At 66.3% G+C, this 15,804-nt stretch carries 17 protein-coding genes; 11 read left to right on the top strand and 6 right to left on the bottom strand.

Going from position 1 to position 15,804, the window contains the following annotated elements; translation table 11 throughout:
* From M9902_RS11465 to M9902_RS11450, 4 genes are all read left to right on the top strand, one after another.
* Positions 1–1,284, top strand: coding sequence for a cytochrome bc complex cytochrome b subunit (locus M9902_RS11465; RefSeq protein WP_297223134.1), 1,284 nt, complete (start codon positions 1–3; stop codon positions 1,282–1,284).
* Positions 1,277–2,020, top strand: a complete 744-nt coding sequence (locus M9902_RS11460) for a cytochrome c1 (protein WP_297223132.1) — start codon at positions 1,277–1,279, stop codon at positions 2,018–2,020. Before M9902_RS11465 ends, M9902_RS11460 begins: the two co-directional genes overlap by 8 nt.
* A gap of 103 nt (positions 2,021–2,123) precedes the next feature.
* Positions 2,124–2,759 carry a glutathione S-transferase N-terminal domain-containing protein gene (locus tag M9902_RS11455; RefSeq protein WP_297174120.1) on the top strand — a complete coding sequence of 212 codons (636 nt, stop codon included), beginning with the start codon at positions 2,124–2,126 and terminating at the stop codon, positions 2,757–2,759.
* 19 nt (positions 2,760–2,778) lie between these two features.
* Positions 2,779–3,249 (top strand): ClpXP protease specificity-enhancing factor, encoded by a 471-nt coding sequence (locus M9902_RS11450; protein WP_297223129.1) that lies wholly within the window; start codon positions 2,779–2,781, stop codon positions 3,247–3,249.
* An 82-nt stretch (positions 3,250–3,331) separates the two neighbouring features.
* Here the strand turns inward: M9902_RS11450 and M9902_RS11445 are convergent, their stop codons facing one another.
* From M9902_RS11445 to M9902_RS11435, 3 genes are read right to left on the bottom strand one after another with little or no spacing between them, the layout of a single operon-like run.
* Entirely contained in the window at positions 3,332–4,711 is a 1,380-nt protein-coding gene (locus tag M9902_RS11445; RefSeq protein WP_297223127.1) for an SGNH/GDSL hydrolase family protein, read from the bottom strand.
* A gap of 26 nt (positions 4,712–4,737) precedes the next feature.
* A complete protein-coding gene (locus tag M9902_RS11440; protein ID WP_297223125.1) occupies positions 4,738–5,814 on the bottom strand; it encodes a GDSL-type esterase/lipase family protein in 1,077 nt (358 codons plus the stop codon).
* Complete coding sequence (locus tag M9902_RS11435; protein WP_297223122.1) at positions 5,801–7,276, bottom strand: MBOAT family O-acyltransferase; 1,476 nt, start codon at positions 7,274–7,276, stop codon at positions 5,801–5,803. Before M9902_RS11435 ends, M9902_RS11440 begins: the two co-directional genes overlap by 14 nt.
* 239 nt (positions 7,277–7,515) lie before the next feature.
* Here M9902_RS11435 and M9902_RS11430 point away from each other — a divergent pair, with 239 nt between their 5' ends.
* Positions 7,516–7,794 (top strand): hypothetical protein, encoded by a 279-nt coding sequence (locus M9902_RS11430; protein ID WP_297223120.1) that lies wholly within the window; start codon positions 7,516–7,518, stop codon positions 7,792–7,794.
* A 40-nt stretch (positions 7,795–7,834) separates the two neighbouring features.
* On the opposite strand, the gene M9902_RS11425 is transcribed toward M9902_RS11430, so the two are convergent.
* The 3 genes from M9902_RS11425 to M9902_RS11415 all read right to left on the bottom strand — a co-directional run bounded on the left by M9902_RS11425 (position 7,835) and on the right by M9902_RS11415 (position 9,361).
* Complete coding sequence (locus tag M9902_RS11425; RefSeq protein WP_297171129.1) at positions 7,835–8,170, bottom strand: DUF3301 domain-containing protein; 336 nt, start codon at positions 8,168–8,170, stop codon at positions 7,835–7,837.
* A gap of 70 nt (positions 8,171–8,240) precedes the next feature.
* Complete coding sequence (gene nadC / locus M9902_RS11420; protein ID WP_297223118.1) at positions 8,241–9,095, bottom strand: carboxylating nicotinate-nucleotide diphosphorylase; 855 nt, start codon at positions 9,093–9,095, stop codon at positions 8,241–8,243.
* The gene (locus M9902_RS11415; RefSeq protein ID WP_297223116.1) at positions 9,092–9,361 is read right to left on the bottom strand and encodes a Trm112 family protein; all 270 of its coding nucleotides are present in this window, start codon (positions 9,359–9,361) and stop codon (positions 9,092–9,094) included. Before M9902_RS11415 ends, nadC begins: the two co-directional genes overlap by 4 nt.
* A gap of 238 nt (positions 9,362–9,599) precedes the next feature.
* Here M9902_RS11415 and cmk point away from each other — a divergent pair, with 238 nt between their 5' ends.
* The 6 genes from cmk to M9902_RS11385 all read left to right on the top strand — a co-directional run bounded on the left by cmk (position 9,600) and on the right by M9902_RS11385 (position 15,473).
* On the top strand, positions 9,600–10,283 hold the full coding sequence (gene cmk, locus M9902_RS11410) for a (d)CMP kinase (RefSeq protein WP_297223114.1): 684 nt from the start codon (positions 9,600–9,602) through the stop codon (positions 10,281–10,283).
* Positions 10,284–10,440: 157 nt separating this feature from the next.
* Positions 10,441–12,141, top strand: a complete 1,701-nt coding sequence (gene rpsA, locus M9902_RS11405; RefSeq protein ID WP_297223112.1) for a 30S ribosomal protein S1 — start codon at positions 10,441–10,443, stop codon at positions 12,139–12,141.
* Positions 12,142–12,211: 70 nt separating this feature from the next.
* Positions 12,212–12,529, top strand: coding sequence for an integration host factor subunit beta (locus tag M9902_RS11400; RefSeq protein WP_297223158.1), 318 nt, complete (start codon positions 12,212–12,214; stop codon positions 12,527–12,529).
* Between the two features lie 224 nt (positions 12,530–12,753).
* Entirely contained in the window at positions 12,754–13,932 is a 1,179-nt protein-coding gene (gene lapB, locus M9902_RS11395) for a lipopolysaccharide assembly protein LapB (protein ID WP_297223110.1), read from the top strand.
* A gap of 38 nt (positions 13,933–13,970) precedes the next feature.
* Positions 13,971–14,879 carry a UTP--glucose-1-phosphate uridylyltransferase GalU gene (galU, locus tag M9902_RS11390; RefSeq protein WP_297223108.1) on the top strand — a complete coding sequence of 303 codons (909 nt, stop codon included), beginning with the start codon at positions 13,971–13,973 and terminating at the stop codon, positions 14,877–14,879.
* An 84-nt stretch (positions 14,880–14,963) separates the two neighbouring features.
* Positions 14,964–15,473 (top strand): hypothetical protein, encoded by a 510-nt coding sequence (locus M9902_RS11385; RefSeq protein ID WP_297223106.1) that lies wholly within the window; start codon positions 14,964–14,966, stop codon positions 15,471–15,473.
* The last annotated feature ends 331 nt before the right edge of the window (positions 15,474–15,804 follow it).

The following is a 15,804-nucleotide window of genomic DNA, read 5'->3' as shown; positions in this document are numbered from 1 at the left end:
ATGACCAACAAGATCACGCAGCTCGCCTGCGACGCCGCCAACGGCGTCATGGATTGGGTCAACGCGCGCGCGCCGGGCATGATGCCGGCCTACCGCAAGCACATGTCCGAGTACTACGCGCCGAAGAATTTCAACATCTGGTACATCTTCGGCGTGCTGTCGCTGGTGGTGCTGGTCAACCAGATCGTCACCGGCATCTTCCTGACGATGCACTTCAAGCCGAGCGCGGCGGAAGCCTTCGACTCGGTCGAATACATCATGCGTGACGTCGACTGGGGCTGGCTGATCCGCTACATGCACTCAACCGGCGCGTCGATGTTCTTCATCGTCATCTACCTGCACATGTTCCGCGGGATGATGTACGGCAGCTACAAGAAGCCGCGCGAGCTGGTCTGGCTGCTGGGCATGGTGATCTACCTGGTGCTGATGGCCGAAGCCTTCATGGGCTACGTGCTGCCCTGGGGCCAGATGTCGTACTGGGGCGCCAAGGTCATCATCTCGCTGTTCGGCGCCATCCCGGTGATCGGCGGCGGCCTGACCGAATGGATCATGGGCGACTTCAACCCCGGCGATGCGACCTTGAATCGCTTCTTCGCCCTGCACGTGGTCGCGCTGCCGCTGGTGCTGCTGCTGCTGGTGGTGCTGCACATCTTCGCCCTGCACGAAGTCGGCTCGAACAATCCCGACGGCGTGGAAATCAAGAAGGGCCCGAAGGGCAACCGCTGGTCGCCCACCGCGCCGGCCGACGGCATCCCCTTCCATCCGTACTACACGGTCAAGGATCTGTTCTTCGTTGCCTGCTTCCTCGGCATCTCGGCGTTCATCATCTTCTTCGCGCCGACCTTCGGTGGCTGGTTCCTCGAGCACGACAACTTCACCGCGGCCAACCAGCTGGTGACGCCGGCGCACATCAAGCCGGTCTGGTACTTCACCCCGTACTACGCGATGTTGCGCGTGATCCCCTCGTTCTTCGGGATCAAGCTGTGGGGCGTGCTGGTGATGTTCGGCGCGATCGTCTGCCTGTTCCTGGTGCCGTGGCTGGACAAGTCGCCGGTCAAGTCCTACCGCTATCGCGGCTGGCTGAGCTGGACGATGCTGATGGTGTTCGTGGTCTGCTTCCTGTGGCTGGGCAAGATCGGCGCCGGCCCGGGCACCGACCCGGTCGAGGCCATCATCGGCCGGGTGCTGACCTTCCTGTATTTCGCCTTCTTCATCACCATGCCGGTGTGGTCCAAGCTCGACAAGACCAAGCCGGTGCCGGAACGGGTGACCACGCATGACTAACAACTTCCTGTCCCGCATGGCGGTCGTGGCCGCCGGGCTGCTGCTCAGCGTCGCCGCGCTGGCCAACGAGGGCGGCAACCTGCAGCAATCGGGCACCGATCTCGACGACCGCGCGTCCTTGCAGCGCGGCGCGGCGCTGTACATGAACAACTGCAGCGGCTGCCATTCGCTCAAATACGTGCGCTATGCCCGGATTGCCGAGGATCTCGGCCTGAGCGAGCAGCAGGTGATGCAGAACCTGAACTTCACCGGCGGCAAGTTCGGCGACCACGTGATCTCGGCGATGACCCCGGAGATGGGCGTGGCCGCGTTCGGCAAGGCGCCGCCGGACCTCAGCCTGATCGCGCGCGTGCGCGGCCCGGACTGGATCTACACCTACCTCAAGTCCTTCTACCTGGATGAAAGCCGTCCGGTCGGCTGGAACAACACCCAGTTCCCGAACGTGTCGATGCCCAATCCGCTGTGGCAGCTGCAGGGGTTGCAGCAGCCCAAGTACGGACCGAAGGACGCGGCCGGCGACCGGCCGGTCGAGGGCTTCACGATCAGCCAGCCCGGCAGCCAGACGCCGCAGCAGTTCGACCAGACGGCGCGCGACATCGCTGCCTTCCTCGAATATGCCGGCGAGCCGGCGGCGCTCAAGCGCCACTCGATCGGAGTCTGGACGGTGCTGTTCCTGGCATTTTTCGCCTTCCTCGCCATGCTGCTGAAGAAGGAGTATTGGCGCGACGTACATTGACGCGGCGCGTCCCGGCGCGCCCGCGTTGCAGACATGGTCACCCGCGTCGTGCGGGTGACGCGGGTGCGTTCGGACAAGCCGGGCGCGGGAGTGGTTTCCGATGATGGCCGTGAGTCCTCGCATGCGCAATGCCCTGACCCTGTTTTCCGCCGTCGATGACGTCGTCTGCCACCGCGTGCGCCTGGTGCTGGCGGCCAAGGGCGTCACCTACGACTTCATCGCCGTGGACCCGCAGGACCCACCCGAGGACCTGATCGACCTCAATCCCTATCACTCGGTGCCGACGCTGGTCGAGCGCGATCTGGTCCTGTACGCGGCCAGCGTGGTCAGCGAATACCTCGACGAGCGGTATCCGCATCCGCCGCTGATGCCGGTGGAACCGCTGGCGCGCGCCCGGCTGCGGCTGGCGATGCTGCGGATCGAACACGACTGGGTGCCGCAGGTGCAGGCCATCCAGCTCGGCAACAAGCAGCAGGTCGACGCCGGGCGCAAGCGCCTGAAGGAGCTGCTGGCGCAGTCGGTGCCGCTGTTCAAGGCCTACAAGTTCTTCCTGAACCCGGAAATGAGCCTGGCCGATTGCGCGATGGCCCCGATCATCTGGCGCCTCGACGCGCTGGGCGTGGGCCTGCCCAAGGACGGCAAGGTGATCGAGGACTACGGCAATCGCATCTTCCGCAACCCCGGCTTCGTGCGCAGCCTGACCGAGCAGGAAAAGAAGCTGCGCGAACTGGTGCTCTGAGCGCGGTGTTGCGCCAACGATGAGCGAATCCTCCGCCCCCGCGATGACCAGCCAGCGCCCGTACCTGCTGCGCGCGCTGTATGAGTGGGTGGTCGACAACGGCATGACCCCGCACGTGCTGGTCAACGCGCGCATGCCCGGCGTGCGCGTGCCGGCGCATACGATCAAGGACGGCCAGGTGGTGCTCAACATTGCCGACCGCGCCGTGGCCAAGCTGACGATGGACAACGACGCGCTGCGCTTTTCCGCCCGTTTCGGCGGCGTCTCGCAGAACGTGGTGATCCCGATGGCGGCGGTGATCGCGATTTACGCGCGGGAATCGGGGCAGGGGATGGCGCTGCCTGAAGAACTGCCGGCCGCCACCCCGTCGGCGGATGCGGAAACGGACACCACGCCCGAAACAACGCAACCGCAGCCTGCCGACGACGGGCCGCCCGAAGAGGCCCCCGAGCCGCCGAAGCGCGGCGGACATTTGCGCATCGTCAAATAGACGAGTACCTGCCAAGGCCGCGCCGGCAGCCATTTCGAGCTTCGAAATCGGAGCGGCCCGCAGGGCCCGCAGGCGCGAACGGTCAGGGCACCAGCCCTGAATACAAATCATCGGCCAACGCCTCGTAGCCCTCGCGGCTGAAATGCACGCCGTCGCGTCGGGCCAGGCCGCGCGCCACCCAGCCGGCCATGCTGCAGCGCCCGCCCATGGCCTGCTGCCAGTCCCAATACAGCGTGTGCCGCTGCCGGGCGACGGCTTGCTGGACGGCTTGCACGATGTCCAGCCCGGCGGCGCGGGTGCCGCAGCGTCCGCCGGCCAGGCTTTTCAGGGATTCCGGGGCGCCGAGGATCAGGATGACGCTGCCCGGGAAGCGCTGGCGCAGATGGCCGATGGCGGTGACCAAGGTCGTGCGCAGGGCTTCCGGGTCCAGCGTGATCCGGAACGCTTCGTTGGTGCCATAGGCCAGGGCGATGAGGTCGGGGTTGGCGGCGGCCAGATCCTCCATCCAGCCGCTGCGCCAGCGGCTCCACTGTTCGAGTTCGGAACCGTTGATGCCGACCGCCGAAACAATCGCGCCGGGACGGTCGAGGTTCTGCATCCACCAGCCGCCGATCGCGGTTTGTGGGCTGAGGGTGGCGGTGACGGTGATCGGCAGCTGCGCTTCGAACCGGACCGGGTGCCACTGGTTGTCGATGCTCGGGCTCTTGATCGACAGCTGCACCCCGTTGGCGTCGGTGATGCTCAGCGGCGCGTCCAGCGGGCCCTGCCGGAGCAGCACCGTCACCGACTGGCGGGCGGTCTGGTAGCGCGGCGTCAGGGTCAGGGAGGCGAACGGCCCGCTGACCTGCGCGATGAAGCCGCCGAACGGGTAGTCGTAGCCGGGGCCGGTGCTGCGGCTGCTGATGAGCTGCCAGCCGGTCTGGGTAAACTTGACGCGGGCCAAGCGCTGGCCGGGGATCTGCATCGGTGTCGCCCAGCCGAGGCCGCCGTCGCCGAGCCGCTGCTGCAGGCGCAGGCGCAGGCGTTCGGTCAGGAAGTCGCCGGCGGTGTGCGAATCTCCGATTTGCAGGAAGCGAAACGCGGTGCCCGGGCCGGCGCGCAGCCTGGCCAGCACGGTGGCCGCATTGGGGTCGCCGAAATCCTGCAGGCTGGCGCTGGTACCGTTGGCAGGTGGCAGGGCGTCCGGCGTGGCGGTGGGTGCAGGCGGCGCGGTCTGCGGTACCCCGGCGGGTGTCTGGGCCGGCGGCAGGCCTGCGGGGCTGGCGACCTCGGGTTGATAGTCGGCGGCCTTGGTCCAGCCGCTTGGACAGCGCGGGAAATTCCGGTATTCGGTGGTGCCGTCGGCGCCGACGCGCTTGCACACCACGCTGGCCTGGGCGCTGAGCACGGGCAACAAAGCCAGCAGCGCACAGGCCAGACCCGCGCCAACGGCGCGCTGGACGGCCCGGGCGGCGGGCGTCACGGGGCGGGATGAGGGGAAGGCATGGCTCATTTTATCGTGAGCATCGCCTGCACGCGGCGGGCGAGGTAATTCTGACCTGCCGGGGTGAAGTGGATGCCGTCGCCGCTGCGCATCTTGGTCATGACGCCGGCCACCGGGATCGCATCGCTCCACGGCTGGCCGGGGACGGACAGCAGCGGGCGGGTATCGACGAACACGCCACCGTGACGGCTGACTTCATCCTGGATGACCGGCATCAGCCAGGCCATTTGCGCATCGAGCTGTGCGCGCTTCATGCCTGGCGCGCCGATCCACAGCACGCTGACGTCGTGTGCCTTGGCGGCGTCGAGAATGCGCGCCACGCGCGATCGGTAGACCGCTTCCCACGCGGGACTCTCGAACTTCAGATAGGTGCGGCCCGGATGCGCGGGGTCGGCCATGTCCCAGGGATCATTCGGGCCCAGCATCACCACCAGCAGGCGGATCGTGTCATCGCCGGCAAGTGTGTCCTCGATGGTCTGCGGCCAGTCGAAGGCGGACGGGTAGGCCAGCCCGGTGCTCTGCTTGCTCAGGTTGATGCTGTCGATGCCGTGGTCGACGCGCAGGCTGCGTTGCAGCGGCGGGGCAACCCCCTGCATCAGCGAATCACCGGCGAACAATACTTTCGCGGGCGCGACGATGGTCAGATAATTGCGCACCCGGATCTGCTCGGCCAGCGCCGCGTCGCGGGCCAGCGCCAGGCGGTACTGGCGCTCCTGCTCGGCTTTTTCGCGGGCAATGCGCGCGCGTTCCTGCTGCTGTTGTTCCCGATAGTGCGGTGACAGCACCACATCGTCGTTGAGGTGTTCGCGCAGCGCAGCGGATGCCTTGCCGGTCCCGTTGCGAATGCCGGCATGGAGGCGCTCGAGCACGCCCCAGACCTGCGCGCCGGACGCCCAGGCGTCGGTCGCACGCAAGGCCGGCAGTGGGGCAGGGCGATGGTATTGCTGCTGGATGTAGGTCGTGATCGAGGCCTGCATCAGCCACAGCATGCCGATGGCGAGCGTCACCAGCAGCAGGCCGGTCGTCAGTGCGCCCGGCCGGGCCGGCGCTGCGGAAGCCGGCAGGGCGTCAGAAGTTGGCATAGATGAATCCCGGCACGCCGGAGGGCGCCAATACCGCGATCACGGCCAGCGTTGCCAGCAGCGGTGCCGGCCGCAGCCAGGCAGGCAACTTGCCCAGCGCACTGGCGTAGCGCGCCGGTGCGCGGGTCAACCACGGGTAGGCGAGCAGGGCCGCCAGCATGGCCAGCAGCAGCAGCGGCGCGTCGGTGGCGATCGGCACGTCGAGAAGATTTCCGCCGAGCGCGCGGAACACCGCGATGGCATCAGCCAGGTGAGTGGCACGGAAGAACACGAAGGCGAAGCAGACGAAGTTGACGGTGACAAACACCCCCAGCGCCTTGCCCGCCCAGCCCAGCGCCGCCAGTTTTTCACGTCCGCCCAGCAGCCGATCGCCGATGTTCAGTAGCACCAATGCCGAAGCGTGCAGGAAGCCCCACAGGGCGAAGTTCCAGCCCTGTCCGTGCCACAGGCCGGACAGCACGAGGGCGATGAACAGGTTGAGCTGGGTGCGGCTGAACCCGTCGCGGCTGCCGCCCAGCGGGATATACAGATAATCACGGATCCACACCGACAGGCTGATGTGCCAACGATCCCAGAACTGGCGGATGTTGAATGCCAGCAGCGGCGCGCGGAAATTGACCGGGATGCGCAGGCCCAGCAGCATGCCCAGACCGACCACCAGGTCGCTGTAGCCGGAAAAATCGAAAAACAGTTGCAAGGTGTAGCCGTAGATCGCGGCCAGCACGTCCAGCGACTGGAACTGTGCCGGGTTGGCGAACACCGGATCGACGATGGTCTCCGCCAGCCAGCCGGCCAGCCACCACTTCTTCGCCAGCGCCAGCAGCACCAGGGTCAGCGCCAGCGTCGGCGCCAGCACCATGCGCGGCGTGGCTTGGCGGATCTGGTCGAGCGCGTTGCATTCGCGGCCTTCGAAATCGGTCAAATGCCTGGCATTGCGGGCGCGCAGGATCGGGCCGGAGGTGATGGTCAGGAACAGGCCGAAATGGCCGAGCAGGTCGAACAGGGAGAACCGCTGCGCGGCGTCGATCTCCTTCCGGTAGCGGGCGTGCAGATAGCTGATGCCCTGGAAGGTGTAGTAGGACACGCCCAGCGGCAGCAGCCAGGTCGATTCCAGCCAGCCCGTGCCGAGCCCATGCGCGGCCAATGATTCGCGCAGCGGCACCCGGAAGAATTCCGCGTATTTCCAGAACGCCAGGTGCGCCACGCCGCCGGCAATCCCGACCCACAGCCAGGCCTTGCGCGGGATGCGCGGCTGCGCGTCCATGGCCCGCGACACCAGCCACGCGAACACCGTGAAACCGACGAAGGCGGCGCAGGCCACCGGCGAGGCGTAGTGCCACAACAGGCCCAGGCTGGTGAGGGTGAGCAGCGCGTACTGCGCCCTGGGGTGCTGCCAAAAGGCCCAGTACAGGGCAAAGAAGGCCACGAAAAACAGGCCGAATTCGACGGATACCAAGCCCACGCGCAGCCCCCCTGCCGCGCGTTCCGTTGCGTCGCCGTCCGGCGAGGGAATGATAGCGGGATTGGGGATTGGGGATTGGGGATTGGGGGGACGGGAGACGGGAGACGGGAGACGGGAGACGGGAGATGGGAGATGGGAGATGGGAGATGGGAGATGGGAGATGGGAGACGGGAGATGGGAGATGGGAGATGGGGGGCAGTGATGGACTGTTTGTGCCGTGAAATTGACTGCCGTTCGTGGTGAGCCTGTCGAACCACGGGCGGCAGGACTGGAATCCGTTCATGGTTCGACAAGCTCACCACGAACGGATTGCAGCTCACCACGAACGGATTGCAGCTCACCACGAACGGATTGCGGCTCATCACGAACGGATTTCGGTTCATCACGAACGGATTGCGGCTCATCACGAACGGATTTCGGTTCATCACGAACGGATTGCGGTTCATCACGAACGGATTGCGGTTCATCACGAACGGGGCAAATCCCCAAAATGCCTCATCCGTAGCTATCGGCTCTGATCCGCGTCAAAGGGCTCTTGCAGCCAACGAGCAACGCCGCTCAGTCGGGCAGGCTCTGCACGACGCTTTGCGCGGCGCGGGACGGGCCGCTGAAGCCGACCAGGCGGCCATCCAGCAGCACCAGCTGGCCGACATGACGGTCGTGGCCATCTTCTGAATACTCGAACCGGAACCGGCGCTCCAGGCCCAGCCAGCCGTTGTCCTTGCGGCGCAGGCGCAGGCCGGAGGCATGCACCGATTGGTCAAGCCACTGCACGCCGGCGGCCGTGCAGGCGTCGCGGCCGATTTCGGTGGCGCGTTCGGCGGCGGCGCGGGCGGCGGTGAAGTAGAAAAACGCCACCGCGGCAATGATCATCAGGATGAGCAGGCTCGGCATGCGGCTACTGTGGTGGCGAGGTCGCCGTCTTGCAAGCGGCGCCAAGGTGGCTGGCGCCGTCTGGATTGGCTCAACCCAGCTTCAGCGAAAAATCGATTGCGTGGACGTGCTTGGTCAGCGCGCCGATCGAGATGCAATCCACTCCATCTTCGGCGATTGCGCGCACCTGCCGCAGATCAACGCCGCCGGAGACTTCCAGCGGAATGCGGCCGTCGAACGGAGCGGCCTTGGCGATCCGCACCGCCTCGCGGCGCGCGTCGGCATCGAAATCATCGATCAGGATGCGGGTGCAGCCGGTTTCCAGCGCGGCGCGCAGTTCGTCCAGGGTTTCCACTTCGACGATCAGCGGCAGCGCCGGATGCAGGCGACGTGCCTGCGCGATGGCCGCAGCCACCGAGCCGAACGCGCGGATATGGTTTTCCTTCAGCATCACCGCGTCGAACAGTCCCATGCGGTGGTTGTCGCCGCCGCCGATGCGGACCGCGTATTTCTGCGCGACGCGCAGGCCCGGCAGGGTCTTGCGGGTGTCGAGGATGCGCGTGCCGCTGCCGCGCACCGCGTCCACGTAGCGGGCGGTGATGGTGGCGGTGCCGGACAGGGTTTGCAGGAAATTGAGCGCGGCGCGTTCGGCGCTGACCAGGGCGCGACGCTGGCCTTCCAGGATGGCAACCACCCTGCCTGCCGAAGTCGCATCGCCCTCGGCGCAGCGCCAGTCGATCCGCACCTGCGGATCGAGCATGCGCAGGCAGGCGTCGAACCACGGCCGCCCGGCGATGATGCAAGCCTCCTTGCACAGCAGACGGGCGCGCTCCGGCGCATCGTCCAGCAGCGCGGCGGTGACGTCGCCGCTGCCGAGATCCTCGGCCAGCGCGGCGGCAACGTCGCTGGCGATGACTGCTTCGGAAGGCGTTGGAGCGCTGCTCACGCCGCGGGGAAACCGTCGGCCTGGGCGGTGGCCAGCGCGTCTTCGACCAGCAGCACCGGGATGCCGTCGTCGATCCGGTACACGGTCCTGCGGTCGCGGGTCACCAGCGCTTCACGCAGGACTTCGGCCTGCGGGCTGCCGTCACTGCGCTTGACCGCGCCGGCCTGGATCGCGTGGTTGAGCGCTTCCAGTCCGGCCGGTTCCAGCAGCGCCAGCGGTTGGCGGGTGGCGGGACAGACCAGGATGTCGAGCAGTTTGCGATCCATGGGCAGGGACAACCGGTGTGGATTGCGGGCAAGGGTAGCACTCGCCGCGAGCCGAAAAGCGGGCGCAGTGACGGCCGTGCGCGGTTCATTCGCAGCGCTCCATCGCAATGGCGGACCGAACTGCCGCCGGCATGTCGTCGTGTCGGCATGCGCCGGTGCGCGAGAGCAAAATGGCGACACGACGAGCCCGGCTGCCATCCAGCTGTCTGGGCGTCCCGGCTTGCGCGATACTGTGGGCATGAATGCAGCCAGCGCACCGGTCCTGACCATCGACGGCCCGTCCGGATCGGGCAAGGGCACCATCAGTCGTCTCGTGGCGGGCCGACTGGGGTGGCATTACCTCGATTCCGGCGCTCTCTATCGCGCCGTGGCGGTGGCGGCGGGCTGGGCGGTGCTGGATCTGTCCGACCACGCGGCGCTGGTGCGCTGCACGCAGGCGACGGAAGTCGCTTTCCGCGACACGCCCGGCGGCGAGCCGCGGGTGCTGGTGAACGGGGTCGATGCCACGGATGAATTGCGCACCGAAACCGCCGGTGCGGCCGCCTCGGCCATCGCCGCGATTCCCGAGGTCCGCGCCGCCCTGACCGCGCGCCAGCGCGCATTCAGCCGCCCCCCGGGGCTGGTCGCCGATGGCCGCGACATGGGTACGGTGATCTTCCCCGAGGCCACGTTCAAGGTGTTTTTGACCGCCAGCGCCGAAGAGCGTGCCCACAGGCGCTATAAACAGTTGAAAGACAAAGGGGTTTCCGTCACAATTGACGGTCTGCTGCAAGAGATCGTCGCCCGCGACGCCCGCGATGCCAATCGCGCGGTAGCGCCGCTGCGGCCCGCCCCGGATGCCGTCCTCATCGACACCACCGGGCTTGCCGTCGAGGCCGTGGTCGCGCGGGTGCTGGAACTGATGCCTGCATCGCGCCCCTGACGGTCGGCGATTCTCGCGCGGCAGATCCGTTCCGCGTGCCCACCGGCGCGCGGTGTCTTTTCATCCACACATGGCAAGGCAACCGCCGCGCCAGACCCAAGGTGGGTCGTCCGCACGCAACCGGCCGGATGACCTGTGTATCCACTCGAGATTTTTCATGAACTCCGCAGCAACCGAATCTTTCGCAGAACTGTTCGAAAACAGCCAGATCAACTTTGCCAAGCTCAAGCCAGGCGCCATCGTCAAGGGCATCGTGGTCGACGTCCGCAACGACGTGGTGGTGATCAACACCGGCCTGAAGTCCGAGGGCATCGTCCCGATCGAACAGTTCCGCAATGACGCCGGCGAAATCGACGTCGGCATCGGCGATGAAGTCAAGGTCGCCCTCGAATCGCTCGAAAACGGCTATGGCGAAACCCAGGTCTCCCGCGACAAGGCCAAGAAGGCCATGGTGTGGGATGAGCTGGAAGAAGCGCTGGAAGCCAATGCCACGATCGTTGGCCGCATCAGCGGCAAGGTCAAGGGCGGTTTCACCGTCGACATCAAGGACGTGCGCGCCTTCCTGCCCGGTTCGCTGGTCGATGTGCGCCCGGTGCGCGACCCGGCCTACCTCGAAGGCAAGGAGCTGGAGTTCAAGCTCATCAAGCTCGACCGCAAGCGCAACAACGTGGTCGTCTCCCGCCGCGCGGTGGTCGAGACCGAGCATTCGGAAGAGCGCGAGCAGCTGCTCGAGAAGCTGGTCGAAGGTGCCGTGCTCAAGGGCGTGGTCAAGAACCTCACCGACTATGGCGCGTTCGTCGACCTCGGCGGCATCGATGGCCTGCTGCACATCACCGACATGGCCTGGAAGCGCGTGCGCCATCCGTCCGAAGTGGTGGAAGTGGGCCAGGAGCTCGACGTGCGCGTGCTCAAGTACGACCGCGAGCGCAACCGCGTCAGCCTCGGCCTGAAGCAGATGGGCGAGGATCCGTGGGACAACATCGCCCGCCGCTATCCGTCGCAGAGCCGCGTGTTCGGCAAGGTCAGCAACGTCACCGATTACGGCGCGTTCGTCGAGATCGAGCCGGGCGTCGAAGGCCTGGTGCACGTCTCCGAAATGGACTGGACCAACAAGAACGTCAACCCGGCCAAGGTGGTGCAGGTCGGCGACGAGGTCGAGGTCATGGTGCTGGACGTGGACGAAGAGCGTCGCCGCATTTCGCTCGGCATCAAGCAGGTGACGAGCAATCCGTGGGAAACCTTCGCCGCGATCCACAAGAAGAACGACAAGGTGTCCGGCCAGATCAAGTCGATCACCGATTTCGGCATCTTCATCGGCCTGGACGGCGGCATCGACGGGCTGATCCACCTGTCCGACATGAGCTGGAACTCCACCGGCGAAGACATCGCCCGCAACTACAAGAAGGGCGACACCCTGGAAGCGGTGGTGCTGGCGGTCGATCCGGAGCGCGAGCGCATCAGCCTCGGCGTCAAGCAGATGGAACAGGATCCGCTGGGCCAGTTCATGGCCGCCCATCCGAAGGGCACCAAGGTCACCGGCACGGTCAAGGAAGTCGACGCCAAGGGTGCGACGATCGATCTGGGCGAGGGCGTCGAAGGCTACGTCTCGGTGCGCGACATCAGCCACGATCGGATCGAGGACGCCAGCCAGGCGCTCAAGGTCGGTCAGGAAGTCGAGGCCAAGTTCGTGGGCATGGACCGCAAGGGCCGCAGCCTGCAGTTGTCGATCAAGGACAAGGATGCCGCCGAAGCTGCCGAAGCCATGGCCGAGTACAACAAGGCCAATGCCGAAGCCGCCAGCGGCACCACCAAGCTGGGCGCGCTGCTGCGCGAGCAGCTCAACAGCCGCGCCGACTGACGCAGTGCTTGATCGGTGAAATGGGTGGCCGGCACCGGCGTGCAGCCGGGTCGGCCACCTCGTTCGCGTCATCCAACGAGTTGAAATGACCAAGTCCGAACTCATCGAATTGCTGGCGCGACGCCAGCCGCACCTGAAGACCGACGACGTCGATCTTTCGGTGCGCGCACTCCTGCAAATGATGGGCGGCGCGCTGGCGTCCGGCCAACGCATCGAGATTCGCGGCTTCGGCAGTTTTTCCCTGCACTATCGCCCGCCGCGCACCGGCCGCAACCCGCGTACCGGTGAAACCGTGGCGCTGCCGGGGCGGCACGTGCCGCACTTCAAGCCCGGCAAGGAGCTGCGCGAACGGGTGTCTGAAGTGGTGCCTCTTCACGACGAGGATTGAGTTCAACAGGCCGGCTTCTCCGGCCTGTTTCATGTTGCAACCCGGCAGTGCGGCAGACCCGACAAGACGATGGTCGGCCGGCCGTGGCTTGCGTCACCGCCGGCGGACGTATTCACGCTGGCGCGCCGTTGTGATGAAAACACGCATACATTCACGGTCCGGTTCGCTAAGCTTGCGCGTGGGCCGCGAGCGTGCGGATGCAGTGAACCAGTCCGGAGTGCAATGTGAGCTTTCTTGACCAGTGGATCTGGTTCGTCATCTTCGTCCCGCTGGCCGGGTTGTTCGGCTGGGTGCTCGGGCGGCGCGGCGGTGAGCAGCACGGCGGCAATCAGGTCAGCAAGCTGTCCACCACCTATTTCCGCGGCTTGAATTACCTGCTCGACGAACAGCCGGACAAGGCGATCGAGCTGTTCCTGCATGTCTCCGAGCTGGACAAGGACACCTTCGAGACCCAGATCGCGCTCGGCCACCTGTTCCGCCGCCGTGGCGAGGTGGACCGTGCCATCAAGCTGCACGTGGCGCTGGCGCAGCGCCCGGATCTGAGCGATGCGCAGAAAGTGCAGGCGCTGTCGGCGCTGGGCGAGGACTACATGCGCGCCGGTTTGCTGGATCGCGCCGAAACCGTGTTCAACGACCTGACCACGCTGGACAAGAAGGCCCCGCAGGCGTTCAAGCACCTGATCGCGATCTACCAGTCCGAGCGCGACTGGCCACACGCGATCGAAAGCGCAAACCGTTTCGAGGCCGCCAGCGGCCAGCCCATGGGCAAGCTGATCGCGCAGTTCGAGTGCGAGCTCGCCGAGCGCCATCGCGCCAACGGTGAACTGGATGCCGCGCGTGACGCGATCGTGCGGGCCTACGCCGCCGACCCCACGGCGGTGCGCGCCGGCATCATCGAAGGTCATCTGGAGACCGATGCTGGCAATGCGCTGGGCGCGATCCGCGCGTTCGAGCGCGCCGCCCAGCACGATCCCGATTTCCTGCCGGTCATCCTGCCCACCTTGCTGGAAAACTACGCCAAGGTCGGCGAGCGCACCGGCGCGCGCGCGTTCCTGTCGGGGATGTGCGAGCACTATCGCGGGATCGCCCCGGTGCTGGCGCTGACCAGGATAATCGAGGCCGACGAGGGTGCGGCCGCGGCCCGCCGCTTCCTGGCCGAGCAACTGCGCGACCGGCCCTCGGTGCGCGGCGAGGCGGCGCTGATCGACCTGAGCCTGGCCAGTGGCACCGACACGACGACCACCTTGTCCGATCTGAAGCATGTGACGGAGCAGCTGCTGGCGCGCAATCCCAGCTATCGCTGCAATCGCTGCGGCTTCGGCGCGCGCAGCCACCACTGGCAGTGCCCGAGCTGCAAGGAATGGGGCACGGTCAAGCCGCTGCTCAATTACGCGGTGGTGTGAATGTACGGATGGGCGCACGGATTCCGTAGAATGTGCGGATGACTTCCAGCACTCCGCGCCGCATCCGCAAAGCCGTGTTTCCCGTCGCCGGGCTCGGCACCCGCTTCCTTCCGGCCACCAAGACCGTTCCGAAAGAGATGCTGCCGATCGTCGATCGACCGCTGATCCAGTATGCGGTGGACGAGGCGATTGCCGCCGGCTGCGACACCCTCGTGTTCGTCACCAACCGCTACAAGCACGCGGTTGCGGATTATTTCGACAAGGCCTACGAGCTGGAACAGAAGCTTGAAAAAGCCGGCAAGCAGCAACAGCTCGACCTGATCCGCAACGTGCTGCCGGAGGGCGTGCGCGCCGTGTTCGTCACCCAGGCCGAGGCGCTGGGGCTGGGCCACGCGGTGCTGTGCGCCAAACCCGTGGTTGGCGATGAGCCCTTTGCGGTACTGCTGCCGGATGACCTGATCTGGAGTCGGGGCGATGGTGCGCTCAAGCAGATGGCCGACCACGCGCATGCCACCGGCAGCAGCGCGGTGGCGGTGCAGGACGTGCCGCGCGCGCAGACCGCCAGCTATGGCATCGTCGCCACCGAAGCCTTCGACGGGCAGGCAGGACGCATCCACCAGATCGTCGAAAAACCCAAGCCCGAGGTCGCACCCAGCACGCTGGCCGTGGTCGGGCGCTATGTCCTGTCGCCGCGCATTTTCGACCTGCTGGAAACCACCCCGCGCGGCGCCGGCGGCGAGATCCAGCTCACCGACGCGATTGCCGCCCTGCTGGACGAGCAGCGCGTGGACGCCTTCCGCTTCCGCGGCACCCGCTTCGACTGCGGCACCCACATCGGCCTGATCGAAGCCACGATCCGGTTTGCGCTGGACAACGAAACCCTCAGCGATTCCGCCCGCGAACTGATGCACCGCGCGCTCGGCGAGATGGGTGTGGCGGAAAGCTGACTGCCCCTTGTGGCAACGATGCCTTGCCCTGCGTTGCCTTGGCCGATGTAGCATTCGGCTTTCGGCCGCGCGGAGGGGGAGGACATGAATTGGGATGCACTTGCAGCGGTTTCCCAATTGTTTGCCGCCATCGGCATGATGCTTTCGGTGGCCTATCTAGCCATCCAGGTGCGGGCCGGCAACACGCTGGCCAAGGCGCAGTCCCGACACAGCCTGTCCGAATTCATCCTGACCATCGCTGCCTTCCGGGCCGAGCACGCCGACCGTTTTGCGCGCATTGAACACGGAGAGGACCTCAGCGAGGGCGATCTGCTGTTCCGGCATTGGAGCAATGTGCAGGTGCTGCTGCATGCGGAAACCTATTTTCATTCGCATGCGCTCGGCCTCATGCCCGACTCGCACTGGCGCGGCTATGCGCGCTACATGAGCGCGCACGTCGTGTCTTCGGGCTTTGCCGAAGACTGGGCGAATCTCGGCGCCAGTTTTTCCGAAGACTTCGGGAAATGGATCGATGCCCTGGTTGCCCGATTGCCGCCTGTCGAACCACGACCAGGCGTGGATCCGCCCGCGGCCACGCCCGAAACCGCGGTTTGAGACTGCCGCCGCGAGAGACCTCAGGTCGCGGGTTGCCCGGTCGGGCTCGAGCAGGCCAAGGATGGCCTGCGGCCGCGAATCGAAGCTGGACGCGGAGTGTTGAGCGGCGAACCCGACCGGGCGACCCGCGACGCGTTACAGGTTGCGACGCGCGATTCCCGATCGGGAAATCCGTGACGTATCGCAGCTACGTCCAGCCAAGTTGTTCGAATCTAAAGAACCCGAATGGCATCGTCTGCTGCGTGTAACAACCGAACCAGAAGAGATGGGCTTGCGTCCGCGCCGGCCGCCTGCCTGCGTGATCGGCCCGCCGCGCAGGCTACGCTTCCTG

This window comes from Thermomonas sp. (genome assembly GCF_023953935.1).
In the GTDB taxonomy this organism is placed as follows: Bacteria; Pseudomonadota; Gammaproteobacteria; order Xanthomonadales; family Xanthomonadaceae; genus Thermomonas.
The sequence above is the reverse complement of the archived record's forward strand: the minus strand, read 5'-3'. Positions and strand labels throughout refer to the sequence as shown.

Coding starts and splice junctions, on each gene's coding strand:
- M9902_RS11465 (WP_297223134.1), top strand. CDS start 1: ATGACCAACAAGATCACGCAGCTCGCCTGCGACGCCGCCAACGGCGTC.
- M9902_RS11460 (WP_297223132.1), top strand. CDS start 1,277: ATGACTAACAACTTCCTGTCCCGCATGGCGGTCGTGGCCGCCGGGCTG.
- M9902_RS11455 (WP_297174120.1), top strand. CDS start 2,124: ATGGCCGTGAGTCCTCGCATGCGCAATGCCCTGACCCTGTTTTCCGCC.
- M9902_RS11450 (WP_297223129.1), top strand. CDS start 2,779: ATGAGCGAATCCTCCGCCCCCGCGATGACCAGCCAGCGCCCGTACCTG.
- M9902_RS11440 (WP_297223125.1), bottom strand. CDS start 5,814: ATGCCAACTTCTGACGCCCTGCCGGCTTCCGCAGCGCCGGCCCGGCCG.
- M9902_RS11425 (WP_297171129.1), bottom strand. CDS start 8,170: ATGCCGAGCCTGCTCATCCTGATGATCATTGCCGCGGTGGCGTTTTTC.
- M9902_RS11415 (WP_297223116.1), bottom strand. CDS start 9,361: ATGGATCGCAAACTGCTCGACATCCTGGTCTGTCCCGCCACCCGCCAA.
- cmk (WP_297223114.1), top strand. CDS start 9,600: ATGAATGCAGCCAGCGCACCGGTCCTGACCATCGACGGCCCGTCCGGA.
- rpsA (WP_297223112.1), top strand. CDS start 10,441: ATGAACTCCGCAGCAACCGAATCTTTCGCAGAACTGTTCGAAAACAGC.
- galU (WP_297223108.1), top strand. CDS start 13,971: ATGACTTCCAGCACTCCGCGCCGCATCCGCAAAGCCGTGTTTCCCGTC.
- M9902_RS11385 (WP_297223106.1), top strand. CDS start 14,964: ATGAATTGGGATGCACTTGCAGCGGTTTCCCAATTGTTTGCCGCCATC.